14 protein-coding genes are annotated in these 15,801 nt (G+C 53.4%); all 14 read left to right on the top strand.

Annotation, left to right across the window (positions count from 1 at the left end):
- Positions 1 to 15 precede the first annotated feature (15 nt).
- Entirely contained in the window at positions 16 to 1,116 is a 1,101-nt protein-coding gene (gene asd, locus NQ534_RS20560) for an aspartate-semialdehyde dehydrogenase (RefSeq protein ID WP_040783142.1), read from the top strand.
- 79 nt (positions 1,117 to 1,195) lie between these two features.
- Positions 1,196 to 2,110 (top strand): ABC transporter ATP-binding protein, encoded by a 915-nt coding sequence (locus NQ534_RS20555; protein WP_006861794.1) that lies wholly within the window; start codon positions 1,196 to 1,198, stop codon positions 2,108 to 2,110.
- Complete coding sequence (locus NQ534_RS20550; RefSeq protein ID WP_006861795.1) at positions 2,070 to 2,795, top strand: ABC transporter permease; 726 nt, start codon at positions 2,070 to 2,072, stop codon at positions 2,793 to 2,795. The genes NQ534_RS20555 and NQ534_RS20550 overlap by 41 nt, the downstream gene beginning before the upstream one ends.
- Before the next feature lie 9 nt (positions 2,796 to 2,804).
- The gene (locus NQ534_RS20545) at positions 2,805 to 4,853 is read left to right on the top strand and encodes a DNA topoisomerase (RefSeq protein ID WP_006861796.1); all 2,049 of its coding nucleotides are present in this window, start codon (positions 2,805 to 2,807) and stop codon (positions 4,851 to 4,853) included.
- The gene (locus NQ534_RS20540; protein ID WP_006861797.1) at positions 4,822 to 5,487 is read left to right on the top strand and encodes an LbetaH domain-containing protein; all 666 of its coding nucleotides are present in this window, start codon (positions 4,822 to 4,824) and stop codon (positions 5,485 to 5,487) included. Before NQ534_RS20545 ends, NQ534_RS20540 begins: the two co-directional genes overlap by 32 nt.
- Before the next feature lie 288 nt (positions 5,488 to 5,775).
- Entirely contained in the window at positions 5,776 to 6,690 is a 915-nt protein-coding gene (locus tag NQ534_RS20535; protein ID WP_006861798.1) for an Rpn family recombination-promoting nuclease/putative transposase, read from the top strand.
- Positions 6,691 to 6,804: 114 nt separating this feature from the next.
- A complete protein-coding gene (locus NQ534_RS20530; protein WP_006861799.1) occupies positions 6,805 to 7,470 on the top strand; it encodes a response regulator transcription factor in 666 nt (221 codons plus the stop codon).
- Entirely contained in the window at positions 7,467 to 8,876 is a 1,410-nt protein-coding gene (locus NQ534_RS20525) for a sensor histidine kinase (RefSeq protein ID WP_006861800.1), read from the top strand. Before NQ534_RS20530 ends, NQ534_RS20525 begins: the two co-directional genes overlap by 4 nt.
- A 247-nt stretch (positions 8,877 to 9,123) precedes the next feature.
- Positions 9,124 to 10,806 (top strand): DUF6034 family protein, encoded by a 1,683-nt coding sequence (locus tag NQ534_RS20520; RefSeq protein ID WP_143115691.1) that lies wholly within the window; start codon positions 9,124 to 9,126, stop codon positions 10,804 to 10,806.
- Between the two features lies 1 nt (position 10,807).
- The gene (locus NQ534_RS20515; RefSeq protein WP_006861802.1) at positions 10,808 to 11,689 is read left to right on the top strand and encodes a hypothetical protein; all 882 of its coding nucleotides are present in this window, start codon (positions 10,808 to 10,810) and stop codon (positions 11,687 to 11,689) included.
- A 2-nt stretch (positions 11,690 to 11,691) separates the two neighbouring features.
- Complete coding sequence (locus tag NQ534_RS20510; RefSeq protein ID WP_006861803.1) at positions 11,692 to 12,414, top strand: hypothetical protein; 723 nt, start codon at positions 11,692 to 11,694, stop codon at positions 12,412 to 12,414.
- Position 12,415: 1 nt separating this feature from the next.
- Positions 12,416 to 13,063, top strand: coding sequence for an ABC transporter ATP-binding protein (locus tag NQ534_RS20505; protein ID WP_006861804.1), 648 nt, complete (start codon positions 12,416 to 12,418; stop codon positions 13,061 to 13,063).
- The gene (locus NQ534_RS20500) at positions 13,060 to 15,030 is read left to right on the top strand and encodes a COG1361 family protein (protein WP_006861805.1); all 1,971 of its coding nucleotides are present in this window, start codon (positions 13,060 to 13,062) and stop codon (positions 15,028 to 15,030) included. The genes NQ534_RS20505 and NQ534_RS20500 overlap by 4 nt, the downstream gene beginning before the upstream one ends.
- The gene (locus tag NQ534_RS20495) at positions 15,027 to 15,800 is read left to right on the top strand and encodes a hypothetical protein (protein WP_006861806.1); all 774 of its coding nucleotides are present in this window, start codon (positions 15,027 to 15,029) and stop codon (positions 15,798 to 15,800) included. The genes NQ534_RS20500 and NQ534_RS20495 overlap by 4 nt, the downstream gene beginning before the upstream one ends.
- Position 15,801: the final 1 nt, after the last annotated feature.

The following is a 15,801-nucleotide window of genomic DNA, read 5'->3' as shown; positions in this document are numbered from 1 at the left end:
ATGGAGGAGAAGATTATGAACGAAAAACTGAGAGTGGGTATTCTGGGAGCAACCGGTATGGTGGGACAGCGCTTTATCTCCCTGCTGGAGAATCATCCGTGGTTCGAGGTGACGACGGTGGCAGCAAGTCCGAGAAGCGCCGGAAAGACGTACGAGGAGGCAGTCGGCGGCAGATGGAAAATGACGACGCCGATGCCGGAAGCAGTAAAAAAACTGGTTGTCATGAATGTAAATGAGGTAGAGAAAGTAGCGGCAGGCGTTGATTTTGTGTTCTCCGCCGTGGATATGACAAAGGATGAAATCCGCGCCATCGAGGAGGAATACGCGAAAACCGAGACGCCGGTCGTTTCCAATAACAGCGCGCACCGCTGGACGCCGGATGTGCCGATGGTTATTCCGGAGATCAACCCGGAGCACTTTAAGGTAATCGAATTCCAGAAAAAGCGTCTGGGCACCACGCGCGGCTTTGTGGCGGTAAAACCCAACTGTTCCATCCAGAGCTATGCACCGGCGCTGGCCGCATGGAAGGAATTTGAGCCGTATGAAGTCGTTGCGACCACCTACCAGGCAATTTCCGGAGCGGGCAAGACCTTTAAGGACTGGCCGGAAATGGTGGAAAATATTATTCCGTACATTGGCGGCGAGGAGGAAAAATCCGAGCAGGAGCCGCTGCGTATTCTCGGTGAGCTGAAGGACGGCGTCATCGTAAAGGCGCAGGAGCCGGTCATCACCTGCCAGTGCATCCGCGTGCCGGTATTAAACGGTCACACGGCTGCTGTATTTGTGAAATTCCGGAAGAAACCGACCAAAGAGCAGCTCATTGAAAAGCTGGTAAACTTCTCCGGGCTTCCGCAGGAGCTGCATCTGCCGAGCGCACCGAAGCAGTTCATCCAGTACATGGAAGAGGATAACCGTCCGCAGGTAAAGGCGGATGTTGACTATGAAAAGGGCATGGGCGTTTCTATCGGCAGACTGCGCGAGGATACGGTATACGACTATAAATTCGTGGGTCTTTCCCACAACACCGTCCGCGGTGCGGCAGGCGGCGCAGTGCTCTGCGCAGAATGCCTGAAGGCGCTGGGCTATATTGATCGCAAATCAAATACCCCGCTGTAGGTGCGCAAAGCGCGAAACGGTGGGTATGGGAAATGCTTACAAAAAGTAATTATAACAAACGGATGTAAAGGAAGCGTCGATGATACGATTTAAAAACCTCACAAAGCGTTTTGAGGATGGAGGAGGAATAGCAGATTTTTCTTTCGAGGTGGAAGAAGGGGAGGTCTTCGGGCTGGTCGGCTCGAAGGGCTCCGGGAAAACCACCGCTCTTCGTATGCTCATGGGGTTTGAGTATCCGACGAAGGGAAGGTGCGCGATCAACGGAAAAGACTGTGTGCGGGCGGCTTCCTATCTTCACCGGATGACAGGCTATCTGCCGGACGGGTTTTCTCTCCCTGCCGTTCTGACAGGACGGCAGTTCCTGCGCTCCAATGCGGAAATGCGCGGGATGCGCAATCTGGAAAATCTGTTTAATACGGCGAAAAAGCTCGATTTGAACATTGACCGGAAAATCGGCGACATGACCTCGGCGGATGTGCAGAAGACCGGTATCGTCTGCGCGCTGATGCACAATCCGCCGGTGATTCTTCTGGACAATCCTTTCCGGAATCTGGACAGCCGGACGCGCAGCGTATTGGTGGATCTGATTCTGGAGGAGAAGGAAAAGGGGAAAATGGTGATTCTCACGTCGGATACGGTCGATATCGCGGACTTGACCTGCGACCGGGTGGGGCTTCTGGATAAGGGCAGTATCGTCTATCTCGGCGATGTGGAGAATATGCGGGAAAACATGTACCGCAGCTATCTCATCCAGTTTGGCAGCAGCCGGTCGGCGATGCAGTTTGCAAAGGAAGCCTTCGAGATTAAGAGCATGAAGGACCGCAATCTGGTGGTCTCTGTGCAGGGGGAGCTTCTGCCGCTGGTGCGCGCGCTGGCGAATTATCACGTGACGAGCATCGAGCCGGTTCCTTTAAGCCTGGAAGAAACATTTGTGCATATATACGGAGGACTGCATGCTGAACATACCGATTCTGAAACAGGATTTTTTGATTAACCGGAAAACGCTTCTGTTTTTTTACTGTCTGCAGACGGCGAGCCTTCTGATTGCCGCGGTTATCCGGAATATGCGTCTGATTCAGATTTCGGATATGTTCTGGGACACGCTGCCGGTGGTCGTGATCCCGATGCTGATGAGTATGGTGCTCTCGATGGAGATGGTGGTAAAGCGCGATGCCGATGGGACGATGACGTTCCTTCTCTCGACCGGGATAAGCCCGGCGCAGATAATTATGACGAAAGCGGTATTTGTGGGGCTGAGTGTGTTTGTGCTGCTGGTGTTTTCCACATTTCTGGGAAGCCTGCTCCACGTATACGATCTGACGGGAGAGTGGAACCGGAACACATATATTGTGCTGAATCTGGGTGCGCTGTGTCTGCAGCTCTGTCTGGCGGGCTGGTGCTTTTTTATCTCCTGCGCGGGGAGACGGCCGTCGCTGCCCTTTTACTACGGACTTGGCGCCGGGCTGCCGCTGTTTTTTTACGCGGTATATCTGCTGCAGGATTTTCTTCCGCAGCTTTCTGCCCTGCGTTATATAACGGTGTTCAGTCTGTTTCAGCAGAGCATGTATAAGGCGCCGGGCATATCCGCTTTTCTGGCGTCGCTGGTGCTGGCGGCGGCAGGTCTGGTCTTTTTCGGACTTGGCAGATATCTGTTCTGCAGCCGCAGTGCGCGTAATTGATGAGGATTTATGGCAAAAGCATTATTTATAGCAGAAAAACCAAGCGTGGCACAGGAATTTGCCAAAGCTTTAAAGATAAATACGTCCCGCCGCGATGGCTATCTGGAGGGCGATAACGCCGTGATTACCTGGTGTGTCGGCCATCTTGTCACGATGAGCTATCCGGAGGCGTACGATGAAAAATACAAGAAGTGGAGCCTTGCGACACTTCCTTTTTTGCCGGAAAAATTTCTGTATGAGGTAATTCCGGGCGTGGAAAAGCAGTTTAAGATTGTGAGCGGTCTCTTAAACCGCGAGGATGTGGACACAATTTACGTCTGCACCGACTCCGGGCGCGAGGGAGAATATATCTACCGTCTGGTGGAACAGCAGGCGGGCGTGAAAAAAGAGACAAAGAAGCGCCGCCGTGTCTGGATCGATTCGCAGACAGAGGAGGAGATCCTGCGCGGCATCAAAGAGGCGAAGGACCTCTCGGAGTACGACCATCTGGCGGACGCCGCCTATCTGCGCGCGAAGGAAGACTATCTGATGGGGATTAATTTCTCGCGGCTCCTCACTTTAAAATATGGAAATGCCATCTCGAATTACCAGGGCACGCGCTATACGGTGATTTCGGTCGGGCGTGTGATGACCTGTGTGCTCGGCATGGTGGTGCGGCGGGAGCGGGAAATCCGGGAATTTGTGAAAACGCCGTTCTACCGTGTGGTGAGTACGTATGCCTACGGCGGAGGGGGATTTGAAGGCGAATTCCGGGCGGTGGAAGGCTCGAAATACGCAAATTCCCCGAAGCTTTATAAGGAGAACGGCTTTAAGGAGAAAAAGGATGCGCAGGAGCTGATAGATGCGCTGGGCGCCGTGCAGCCCATAGAGGCGGTGACGGACAGTATCGAGCGCAAAAAGGAGAATAAGAATCCGCCGCTTCTGTTCAATCTGGCGGAGCTGCAGAACGAATGCTCCCGGCTTTTTAAAATCAGCCCCGATGAGACGCTGCGCACGGTGCAGGAGCTTTACGAGAAGAAGCTTGTGACGTACCCGCGCACGGATGCCCGTGTGCTCTCGACGGCGGTGGCAAAGGAAATCTCCAAAAATCTGCGCGGGCTGTGCGCTTACCCGGCAGCCGGAAATTTTGCGCAGGAGGTGCTGGAAGCCGGAAGCTATAAGAGCATCGCCAGAACGCGTTATGTAAACGATAAGCAGATTACCGACCACTATGCCATTATCCCCACCGGGCAGGGGCTGGGCGCCCTGCAGCGGCTGCCGGCGCAGTCGTCGAAGGTGTATGAGCTGATAGTGAGAAGATTTTTAAGTATTTTCTATCCGGCGGCCGTTTACCGCAAAATCAATCTGGTGACGGTCATCGGCGGGGAAAAATTCTTTTCTTCCTTTAAGGTGCTGGAGGAACCGGGCTATCTGAAGGTGGCGGGCGTCCGGCAGAATAAGGAGGAGCAGATAGATACGGGGCTTCTTTCGGCGCTGCAGTCTGTGAAAAAGGGCACGGTGCTGCCGGTGGAGAAGCTGGAGATAAAAGAGGGCGAGACGAGCCCGCCCAAGCGCTACAATTCCGGTTCGATGATTCTGGCGATGGAAAACGCCGGGCAGCTTATCGAGGACGAGGAGCTGCGCGAGCAGATCAAGGGAAGCGGCATCGGTACCAGCGCGACCAGAGCGGAGATTCTGAAAAAGCTGATTGCCAATAAGTACATTGCGCTGAATAAGAAAACGCAGATTCTTACCCCCACACTGCTCGGAGAAATGATTTTCGATGTGGTGAACCGCTCCATCCGCTCCCTTCTGAATCCGGAGCTGACGGCGAGCTGGGAGAAGGGACTCACCTATGTGGCGGAGGGCACCATCACGCCGGAGGAATACATGACGAAATTAAACAACTTTGTCCGCAGCAGGACAGAGAATGTTTTAAATGCAAATATCCACTACGAGCTGCGCAGCGTGTTTGACGCGGCGGCGAAATTTTATGATGCAAAGGGCAGGACGGGGTCCGGTCAACAGAAATCAGGAGGAAAGAAAAATGGAAACAGCAAAAATCAGCAACCTGTTTAATTTGGAGGAAACCATCGCGAAGAAGCTGTTCAACGGGGCGGTTTATCCGTGGGAGGTGCTCCCGAAAATCAGCGGCTTTATTCTGGAGCTGGGGGAGACCCTCGACCCGGAGGAATATGAAAAGCGCGGCGAGAATGTCTGGGTGGCAAAATCCGCAAAGGTAGCGCTGACGGCGTTTATCAACGGTCCGGCAATCATCGGCAAAGAGGCTGAGGTGCGCCACTGTGCATTTATCCGCGGCAACGCCATCGTCGGTGAGGGAGCGGTAGTCGGCAATTCCACTGAGCTGAAAAATGTAGTGCTGTTTAATAAAGTGCAGGTGCCGCATTATAACTATGTCGGAGATTCTGTGCTTGGCTTTAAGGCGCATATGGGCGCCGGCAGCATTACCTCGAATGTAAAATCCGACAAAACCCTGGTGGTCGTCAAAGACGGCGAAGAGCAGATTGCCACCGGATTAAAGAAATTCGGCGCTATGCTCGGCGATAACGTGGAAGTAGGCTGCAATTCCGTACTCAACCCCGGAACCGTTATCGGACGCGGCTCCCAGGTCTATCCGGTATCCTGCGTGCGCGGCGTCATCCCGGCAGGCAGCATCTACAAAAAGAAAGGCGACATCGTAGAAAAACGCTGAGGCATCACGAAATATTTCAAGCGGCTCTCCGGGCATCCTGTCCGGGGAGTTTTTTTCGCAAAATTCCTGGTATTTTTCTGCGGTGAAGGGGGTGCGGTGCGGCAGCGAGCAGTACCCTGTTCACCGATAATTCATAATTCTGAAAGAAGATTCTCTTGAATTTAGAAAACGTTTATGTTATCATCTAAATACAAATAGAAAGTATATTATACAAAAAGTTGTAATACAGATGGTGAAAAAGAAAGGAGGGAATCTGTTGGGGTAAAGGATACGGTGACAGCAAAATATATGCGGCAAAATGAAATATTTGCAGATGCATTTAATTATTTCGTATATAATGGGGAGCCGGTCATAGCTCCGGAAAGTCTTACGGAACTTGATACACGTGCGATAGATGTTCCATATGGAGGAGCAAATGGGGCGGGGCAGCCGGTACAGAAAACCAGGGATGTGATAAAATCGGTAACAGCAATGACGGATAAAAAGAGAGCTTATCTGGTACTTGCGATTGAAAATCAATCCCATGTTCATTATGCAATGGCTGTCAGAAACATGGTTTATGACGCTTTGCAGTATGCGGCACAGGTAGAGAAGGCAATAGCATCTCATAAAAGGGCGGGAGACTACAGAGGAGCAGACCGTGACGAATATCTTTCCGGTTTTATGAAAGGGGACCGGCTGATGCCGGTCGTAACACTGGTAATCTACTTTGATGCAAAAATGTGGGACGGACCACTGTCTGTTCATGAGATGTTTGCAGAGCAGGATGTAAAAATTCTTTCTCTGGTGCCGGATTATAAGATTAATCTGATAGCTCCGGCAGCCATGAATGATGGAGAATTTGGAAAATTTCACACGACGCTGAAAGAAATTTTCAGTTTTATCAAATATTCTGAGGATGCGGAGAAGCTGACGGAAATGGTGACGCATGACGAACGATTCCTGCATCTGGGAAGAAAAGAGGTAGACGTTTTAAATGCCTGTGTCAACGCAAATCTGGAGATGGAGGAAGAAGAGGAGGAATGTAATGTGTGTAAGGCAATTCAGACGATTGCTGACAGGGCGGCAGAAAAAGAGAGAATAGATACTCTGCAGAACAGTATCAGGAACTTAATGAAAACAATGGGAATGACTGCCGGACAGAGTATGCGTGCAATCGGTGTTTCGGAAAACGACAGGAAGATTCTGGAAAAGCTTCTGTAAGCGATTGCGTTGTTTCTTTTTACAATATGGTTACACTGCGCCGGTTGTAAAACCGGCATTTTTGTATTAAAATGAGCCGGAGAATACAGATGCGGGGGTTGAAATAAATAATAGATGAAAGCGACTATTCTGGTGATTGAGGATGCGGAGCACATTAATGAGCTGATTTGCATCAACCTGGAGACAGCAGGGTATACGGCGGTGCCCTTTTACGACGGCGACGCGGTGAGTGCACACCTGAAGGAAGAGGTACATTATGACTGTGCGCTTCTGGATATCATGCTGCCGGGAAAAGACGGCTTTGCGCTTTTGCCGGAGCTGAAGGCGAAAAATATTCCGGTCATTTTTCTGACGGCGCGCGGTGATTTGCCAAGCAAAGTGCGTGGCTTAAAGGACGGTGCGGAGGATTATCTTGTCAAGCCCTTTGAAATGCTGGAGCTTCTCGTGCGTGTGGAGAAGGTTCTGGGACGCTGCCGGAAGGAGGAAGAATCCCTGCGTGTGCGGGATGTAGAAATTTTTCCAAAGGAGCGGATCGTAAAAAAGGCGGGTGTCGAGATTCCGTTTAAGCCGATGGAATTTGACTGCCTGATGCTTCTGGTGAAATATAAAAATATCGCTATCAGCCGGGAGGAGCTGCTGCGCAGCCTGTGGGGCGTCGACTTTGAGGGGGAAACCAGAACCATTGACGTCCATATTGCGCGTATCCGGAAAAAGCTGGATTTTTCGGATGTCATCAAAACAGTCCCCCGCATCGGGTACCGCCTGGAGGATAAATCATGAAGCTATCTGTAAAAATATCGGCAGCAGCGGCTGGTCTGCTGCTGCTTTTGTCACAATTATTTTCTGTCTGGAGCCTTGGGGAGAGCCGATGGCAGATTATTGGAAATACCGTCGGCCTGGAATGGGAGAGGCTGGAGGCGGACGGAAAGGAATTTGAAAAGCAATGGTCCGGTCAGATGAATTATCTGAAAAATGATAAGCTCCGGAAGCAGTGGGCAGTGGAGGTGTTCCGCAGCATCTGCAAGGAAAACAGTGTGCTTTACAGCGGCGGGGAAGAGCTTTCCAATACGACGCCATATGAATTTGATGTTCAGGGAAAGGAATCTTCGTTTGGAGCGCGGTTTGCCTCTGCGACAGGCGGCGCATTGCCGGCGCAGAGCAGGCTGTTTCTGGAAAAGCTGGGGGAGAAGTATCTGCTGATTTGCTTCTGGAAGTCGTCCAGTACGGATTTTGGCATTGTCCGTTTCCGGGATGTTTCCGCTGTTTACGCAGAGAGCAGAGCGCTGCTTCTGCGCGGCGCAGGGGTGGCATTTTTTCTGGCGCTGATTCTGGTCGGAAGTCTTATGCTTATTCTGCGGAAAATTCTGGAGCCGTTTTATCGTCTGCGGGATGCGGCGAACGTGATTGCGGGCGGAAATTACGAGGAGCGTGTGGCGTGCAGGAGCCGGGATGAGGTAGGGGAGGTGGCGGCGAGCTTTAACTGCATGGCAGAGCATGTGCAGGAGCATGTGCGCGCGCTTTCCGAGGCAAATGAGAAACAGAGACAGCTACTGGGAGCGCTGTCGCATGAACTGAAAACACCGATGACGGCAATCCAGGGATACGCAGAGCTTCTGCAGAAGGTGGAGCTTCCCAGCGCACGCAGGATGGACGCGCTTGCCTATATTGAGGAGGAATGCAAACGCCTGTCGCGTCTGGCGGTGAAAATGCTGCAGATTGTGGAGCTGTCCGGTGAAGAAAAAATTGAAAAGCATGTAATCCGTCTGCCGGAGCTTTTCCGGAGAGCAGAGACGCTTACCCGCTGCAGTCTGCAGAAGAAGCGGATTCATCTTGACATGCAGATACAGGTGACCGGCATGGAGGGGGACGGGGACCTTCTTCTGAGCTTTCTTACAAATCTCATCGACAATGCGGCAAAGGCAAGCCGGGAGGGCGCCGTCATCCGGCTGACGGCGTCGCAGGACGGGATTTTTGTGAAGGATGAGGGCTGCGGAATTTTGCCGGAGGAGCTTGATCGGATTGCGGAGCCGTTTTATATGGTTGACAAATCCCGTTCCAGAAAAGAGGGCGGAGCCGGGCTGGGGCTTGCTCTATGCAGCCAGATAGCAAGGCTTCACGGAGGAAAACTGGTGATAAAGAGCACGCCGGGGGAGGGGAGCACTATCGGGCTGAGCTGGATAACATGAGCGCGGAACATATCGCCTGATATTTTAAGCTGTCTGAATGCAGAAGATGTCGCCGGATTTACAGTTTGTTTACATTTCAGTGAGGACATGGCAATAGTAGGACTGTTATAGTAGCAACAGATGCAAAGTAACAGGACAGCCAGGCTGAATTGTTATGCTGCAGGCGCTGTGAGCCTGGCAGACTGAAAAATGTCCATTGGATGTTTTTGTCGTATGCATGGCCACAAAAAAGCAGGAGGATAAAGATATGAGAAAAATAAAGGGATTTGCGGCTGTGCTCTGCGCCGCCGCTGTTATGACGGGATGCGCCGGTACGCCGGAGCAGGCAATCGTCCGGGAAAAAAGCGGACAGAGCCTGGACAATTATAAAGAAGCGGAATCACAGATGTCTGTTTCGCCGCAGGAAGCGGGGACGGCAAACGCGGCAGACGGACAGGAGAGCGCAGCAGATATAGAGAATGCGGCGGGCGGACAGGAAGATGCGGCAGATAAGACGGGCGCCTCTGCCGGAGGCGGGAGCGGCAGCGCGGTTTCTCTGTCGGCGCGTCTGCAGGCGCCGGAAACCTATGAAGCGCAGGTGCAGACAAAGGACGGGACATTCACTCTGAACTGTCATGCAGAGGTTGCCATTCCGGATGCAGGAGGGGCTTCTGTTTACCGCGTCGGACAGATGGAGTTTACCCAGGAATGGATAGACCGTGTGACGGAAGCCTTTTTCGGGGATTCTCCGGTTTACAACGGGTATACGTACAACGGTGTGACAAAGGCGGAGGCGCTTGAGAAGCTGAATCAGCTGAAAGCCTGGCAGGCGGAAGGAAATACGGACCCCTACGGCTATATCGCGGAGGCAAAGGCGGCGGGGATGGAAAATCCGGAGGAGTCTTACGACCTCCAGCAGGATATCGACGCCTGGGAACAGACCTATGCGGAGGCGCCGGAGACGCGGGATTACACGGAGGTAAAGCCGGGGCTTGACGGAGGCTTTGCTGTCCAGGAAAACGGGGACGACCTTTCCGTAGATAATTTTATCGGTATGGTGGAGATGGACGGAAATCTCTACCGCTATCAGTTAAAGCGCTATCCCAGTATGCCGATGATTATTGATATTACCAATTATGGCAGCGGCAGTCCGGATGAAAACTGGCGCAGCTGGTATGCGGCGGACTTTGACGGCGCACAGGAGACGGCTCTTCTGACGGGCGAACCATCCCAGTACGACAGTGCAGGAATTACAAAGGAGAAGCTTACAGAGATGGCGGGCATTACGCCGGAGGAAGCGCAGGAAATGGCGGATGGATATATGGAGAAGCTTGGTCTGGCTGACGATTTTTCTGCAAAAAATGTGGCGCTCAGCGTATGCTCGGAGAACAGTCGGGACAATGCCGGCGCCCAGACAATCGGCACGGATGCTGGCTATCTGGTCAGCTACACCCGTGATATCGACGGATTTCCGGTGACGGATGAGGAGAAAATGGGCGGCGGAGCGGAATCAATGGACAGTACGCAGGAGACCTGGAGCTATGAAAAAGTTGAATTTACAGTCAATAAAGATGGAATACAGTATGTGGAGATTCACAATTTGTACGAGATTGGAGAACAGCAGGTAACAAATGTGGAAATGCTGCCGTTTGCGGAGATTGCCGATATTTTTGAAAGTATGCTGCAGATTCAGAATGCGGACATGACGTACTCGAAGGGGAAAACGTTTGACATCGACCGTGTGACGCTCGGCTATATGCGCGTGTACGATCCGGGGGCAGACAGCGCGTCGGGACTGCTGGTACCGGTGTGGGATTTCTTCGGCAAAGGTACAGATTATGCGGTGTATCAGGAGGAGGAGTATGTAAATGTGCAGGACGATCCGAGAAGCAGCTTCATGACGATAAATGCGGCGGACGGAACGGTGATCGACCGGACACTGGGGTACTGACATGCGGCAGATATGGGCGGCGGCCCGCTACAATTTCATGGGATTTTTCCGCAATTCCCGCACCGTCATCACGTTCCTGCTCAGTGTGATCGTCTGCTTTCTGCTGAGCGGCCGCGTGATGGAGGTGGCGGACCGCTTTGGAACAAGTATGCAGGCAGCGGAGCCGTTTATCTGGACCTTTGGGGATGCGACGGCAATCCTGCTCGTCTCACTGCTTCTGATTTTTCTGTTTTCCGATTTACCGAAGCTGACCGCCTTTACACCCTTTTATCTGATGCGCATGACGAAGAAAAAATGGCTTGCGGCGCAGTTCCTTTATATTGTGCTGGTTACGACGTTATATGTGGCGTTTATCCTGCTGACCACGGTGCTGCTCTGTATGAAGCGGTCCTTTCCCGGTAACCTCTGGAGCGAGACGGCGGCGATTCTGGGCTATTCATCCATCGGAGAGGAGCTGCATGTCCCTTCCACGGTAAAGGTGATGGAGAGCGTCAGTCCCTTTGGCTGTATGCTGCAGGCGGGGGCGCTGATGCTCGGCTACAGTCTGACGCTAGGGTTTCTGATTCTGCTCGGCAACCTGCTGGCGGGGAAAAAGTACGGTATGCTGCTGGCGCTCGGTTACAGTCTGTATGGCTTTCTGCTGGACCCGGAGGTGCTGGGCGGACTGCTGGGAATGGAGGATTACGAAATGTTCCGCGTGCGCAGTGTTGTCGGCTGGATTAGTCCTCTGAATAATGCCGTGTACGGGATGCATGATTTCGGATACGACAATCTGCCGTCCATCGGGCAGTCGCTGCTGATTTTTGCCGGGCTGCTCCTGCTGATGTATCTGCTCGCGCTGCGTGCCCTGCGCAGATATAATTTTACGTTTCTGGGAGGCTGAAGATGGATTTGGTGAGAATGCTGCATGAAAAAAAGTTTTATCTGGCAATTCTGCTGGCATTTTTCGGCGTCACAGCGGGAGCGGAGCTTCCGGGAGCGCAGGAGACGCTGCCGGCGGGAACGTTTCTGAAGCTGACGACGGCGGGGATGAAATCGCAGACAGCGCTTTTTCTGCTTCCGGTGGCATCGGTCCTGCCCTGCGCGGAGGAGTATCTGAGGGAGCGCCAGTGGAATTTTCTGCGGGTTCTGATTGTCCGTCGTTCGAAGAAGGAATATTGCCGTGACCGTGTTCTGACGACCGCGCTTTCGGGGGCGCTGGTATGGTCTGTGGCGGCTGTGCTGGCGGCGCTTTTCTTTTTTTTGCTCTTTTTTGCCAGGGAGGAGGCTTTTTCGTGGCAGCAGGAGCTTGTAGAGGAGCTTTTGCGGACGCTGGCGCGCATCTGTCTTACAGCGTCAGCGCTGGCGGGCTTTGCCGCCTTTACCGGGGCGGTGGGAGGCTCTGTATACCTGGCATTCGGGCTGCCGTTTATCGTATTTTATGCCGGAATAATTCTGCGGCAGCGTTATCTGGAGGATCTTTACTGCATTGACCCGTCGGAGTGGATTCTGGCGGAGAATAACTGGGGCTGCGGGCAATATGCACTGTGGATATTTCTGATTCTGCTGGCGCTGTGTATGGCGGCGCTGCACAGACTTATACTGGAGAAGAGGCTGGAGGAAATCTGATATGGAATATGTACAACTGACAAATGTGCGCAAATGCTTCGGGGAGGAGGAAGTGCTGAAGAGGCTGGATTTTTCGATGGAGCAGGGTATGGTGTACGGTATCGTTGGCAATAACGGCTCCGGAAAGACGGTGCTGATGAAATGCATCTGCGGTTTTCTGCCGGTCACGGAGGGGCTGGTCCGGGTCGGCGGAAAATATATCGGAAAAGAAGCGGATTTTCCGGAGAGCATCGGCGTGATTATCGAAACACCGGGATTTCTGGCAAATTTAAGCGGCAGACGGAATCTGGAAATTCTTGCCGGACTGAAGGGAAAGCTGGGGCGGGAGGACATCACGGAGGTTCTGCTGCGCGTTGGTCTGGACCCCGGTCTGAAAAAGCCGGTGTCAAAATATTCCCTTGGTATGCGGCAGCGGCTCGGCATTGCGCAGGCGATTATGGAGGAGCCGGAGTTTCTGATTCTGGATGAACCCTTTAACGGTCTGGACCGGCACGGCGTGGAGGAAATCCGCAGTCTGATTTTAGAAGAGAAGCAGAAGGGGAAGACGATTCTGCTCGCAAGCCATAACAGCGAGGACATCCGTATCCTCTGCGACCGGGTCTTTGAGATGGACGCGGGGATATTAAGAGAGGTGGACAGAAAAGCATGAGGGAGAATACAAGGCCACGCCGCGCAGGAAGGCTGCGGTGGACCAAGAAAACACAAAGCGGCAGAGCCGCGGGACTGCTTCTGGCTGCGCTGCTTGCCCTGCCATGCAGCGCGCAGGCGGTGTACGAAACGGCGGATGTGTGTTTTGCGGCGGACACAGAAGCGGTGCAGAGAGCGGACGTGGAAGCCGCGGAGGAGGCGTGCCATGTAGTAGCGGACGCAGAATCGGTGCAGAGAGCGGGCGTGGAAGCCGCGGCGGATGCCCGCGCGGTGTATGCCCGGCACGCCGGTCTGGAAATCGATACGCAGCATGTTTACGAAAATATGCAGACCTCTTATGCGCAGGGGTACATTCCGGTCGTGGAAAATGATACCGTGCATCTGGTGGTTCCGTTTCTTGCGAACGGAAGCTTAAAGGGAGAACGCTTAAGTGCCGGTCTTTCCATGACAGACAATGCGCCTTTTGTCTACGCGAATTTTCAGAAGGAAATAAAAAAAGAAGTATATTTCTTTGAAGAGCGCACGGAGGTATATCTGTTCCAATGTGATATTACTCTGAAAAAAGCGAGAAAAAACGGACAATATCCGGTAACGGTATATGCTTCGGGGTATACGGAGGAGGGGATTGCCGTGCGGGAGAGCTGCCGGCTTTATATTACCATCACGGACAGGACGGATGACGGCGGACAGAAGCCAGGACAGCCGGGCACACAGCCGGACACAGAGCCGGAGCAGCCAGACACGCAGCCGGGACAGCCGGGCACACAGCCGGACACAGAGCCGGAACAGCCAGACACGCAGCCGCAGCCGGAGCAGCCTGGCACACAGCCGGATACAGAGCCGGAGCAGCCGGGACAGCCAGGCACACAGCCAGACACGCAGCCGGGACAGCCAGACACACAGCCGGATACGGAGCCGGAGCAGCCGGACACGGAGGAGCCGCCGACGGAGCCGGTATCAGAAGACCCATCCGCATTGTCCGCGGGGGATGGCTATGTGGGAGGAGGCGCAGGAGGCTACGGTGGCGGAGATTACGGGGGCGGTACGGCGGAAACGGAAAAGATTTATCATCAGCCAAAGATGCTTCTGGAATCGTACAGCCTGTCCGGGCAGCGCATCCGTGCGGGACAGAAAAAGGAATTTGAGGCAGTTTTTATCAACAAAAGCCGGAGCGACAGTATTTATAATCTGAAGGTGACTTTAAAACCGGCGGACAGCGGACTAACCTTAAGCAAAAGCTCCTTTTATTTTGACAGGGTTGCACCGCAGGAGACAATCACGCTGTCTGCCTGGGCGGAAGCTGCGGCGGACGCATCTCCGGGAGGACAGACGATAACCTTTTCATTTGAATATGAAAACGAGAAGGGGACGGTTTACAGCGCAGAGGAAGAAGTCTTTCTGGAAGTCAGCCAGCCCGCACAGGCGCAGCTTGCCGGATTTTCAATAGCGTCCGAGGTATATTCCCAGGAAACGGTGGAGTCGGCGGTGCAGATACGCAATACCGGGAAAACGGCAATCTACCGGGCGCACATACGGCTGGAGGCACCGGGACTTTTTGCAACAGAGGAGCTGGATGCCGGAACGGTGGAGGCGGGCGCTGCTTTCGAGGGATCCATGCGCATCTATGTCGGGAATAAAAATATGGAATCTATCGCGCAGTATGACGCGCAGGCGGGGGAGGACGCCTATGGGCAGACGGCGGGTACCCTGACGCTTACCTATGAGGACGCTTATGGAGAAACGTATACACAGACACAGGAATTTACCACCTTTATTGAGGAGCCGCAGGTGGTTGAGCTGACGGCAGAAAAAGAGGAGGAACAGAAAAATGGATGGTACGGCGCGGTGCTGGTATCGTTGACACTGCTTTTTCTGCTGACAGTTGCTATCCTTGCGGTACGCCTGAAAAGGAGCAGGGACAGAGTTGCGGATTTGCTTGCGCTGCAGAAAAGGGAGCAGAGCGGATGAAATTTTGGAAGTGGTATGGAAAGCTTTATTGCCGGTTGCTCTTTGCCGCCGCGGCGTTGCTTGTTTTTCTGGCATGGCAGCTTGGGGAAGCGCAGGGGCGGGAACAGACGCCGGTACTTCTGATGGCAGAGCTTCCGGAAGGAGAAATTACGGCGGAGCTTCTCGCACAGATGGAGGAGCTGCCGGGATTTCAGAAGCGGTGGCTGCTGTATGAGAAGAGCTGCGAAATCCGGGTGGGAAGATACCGGGCGGAGGCTTCTGTTACCGGTGTGGATTTTTCAGAATATCCGCTGACGGTTGTAGCATCCGCCGGGGAAAAGACGGTGGGAAGCGTGCCGCCGCTGGTGGTCGGTGATACGTTTTTCTCACAGCTTACTGATGAGAACGGAAAGGCAATTACAGAGCGGCAGGCAGAGATTCTGAGGGAGACCTTCGCAGAGCAGCGGATTACGCTGCAGGCGGATGCAAAGCAGAACGTGGTATCTGCCGCTGCGTCCGCACGGATGGCGGAAGCGACAGGTACCTCCGGGCAGGTATCTGCCGGGGAATCTGCAGAGCTTCTTGCGATTGTAAAAGAGGAGGGCGTTTATATGGACGCTTCCATGATGCGGCGGTGGCTTCAGGGAAAGGGAGAGCGTCCGAAAGCCGCCGGGGTGATGCTGGAAATCCGGGGAGAGGGTAACGCAGAAACGGTCAGGGAAATTATGGAAAAGGCGGGCTTTGCCATGAAAGCCCGCTTTAATTGCCATGCATACGACAAAAACGTTTAGT

Origin of the sequence: Marvinbryantia formatexigens DSM 14469 (assembly GCF_025148285.1) — a bacterium.
Classification (GTDB): Bacteria; Bacillota; Clostridia; order Lachnospirales; family Lachnospiraceae; genus Marvinbryantia; species Marvinbryantia formatexigens.
Note: the sequence above shows the minus strand (reverse complement) of the source record. Positions and strands in the feature narration are given on the sequence as shown.

Coding starts and splice junctions, on each gene's coding strand:
- asd (WP_040783142.1), top strand. CDS start 16: ATGAACGAAAAACTGAGAGTGGGTATTCTGGGAGCAACCGGTATGGTG.
- NQ534_RS20555 (WP_006861794.1), top strand. CDS start 1,196: ATGATACGATTTAAAAACCTCACAAAGCGTTTTGAGGATGGAGGAGGA.
- NQ534_RS20550 (WP_006861795.1), top strand. CDS start 2,070: ATGCTGAACATACCGATTCTGAAACAGGATTTTTTGATTAACCGGAAA.
- NQ534_RS20545 (WP_006861796.1), top strand. CDS start 2,805: ATGGCAAAAGCATTATTTATAGCAGAAAAACCAAGCGTGGCACAGGAA.
- NQ534_RS20540 (WP_006861797.1), top strand. CDS start 4,822: ATGGAAACAGCAAAAATCAGCAACCTGTTTAATTTGGAGGAAACCATC.
- NQ534_RS20535 (WP_006861798.1), top strand. CDS start 5,776: ATGCGGCAAAATGAAATATTTGCAGATGCATTTAATTATTTCGTATAT.
- NQ534_RS20530 (WP_006861799.1), top strand. CDS start 6,805: ATGAAAGCGACTATTCTGGTGATTGAGGATGCGGAGCACATTAATGAG.
- NQ534_RS20525 (WP_006861800.1), top strand. CDS start 7,467: ATGAAGCTATCTGTAAAAATATCGGCAGCAGCGGCTGGTCTGCTGCTG.
- NQ534_RS20520 (WP_143115691.1), top strand. CDS start 9,124: ATGAGAAAAATAAAGGGATTTGCGGCTGTGCTCTGCGCCGCCGCTGTT.
- NQ534_RS20515 (WP_006861802.1), top strand. CDS start 10,808: ATGCGGCAGATATGGGCGGCGGCCCGCTACAATTTCATGGGATTTTTC.
- NQ534_RS20510 (WP_006861803.1), top strand. CDS start 11,692: ATGGATTTGGTGAGAATGCTGCATGAAAAAAAGTTTTATCTGGCAATT.
- NQ534_RS20505 (WP_006861804.1), top strand. CDS start 12,416: ATGGAATATGTACAACTGACAAATGTGCGCAAATGCTTCGGGGAGGAG.
- NQ534_RS20500 (WP_006861805.1), top strand. CDS start 13,060: ATGAGGGAGAATACAAGGCCACGCCGCGCAGGAAGGCTGCGGTGGACC.
- NQ534_RS20495 (WP_006861806.1), top strand. CDS start 15,027: ATGAAATTTTGGAAGTGGTATGGAAAGCTTTATTGCCGGTTGCTCTTT.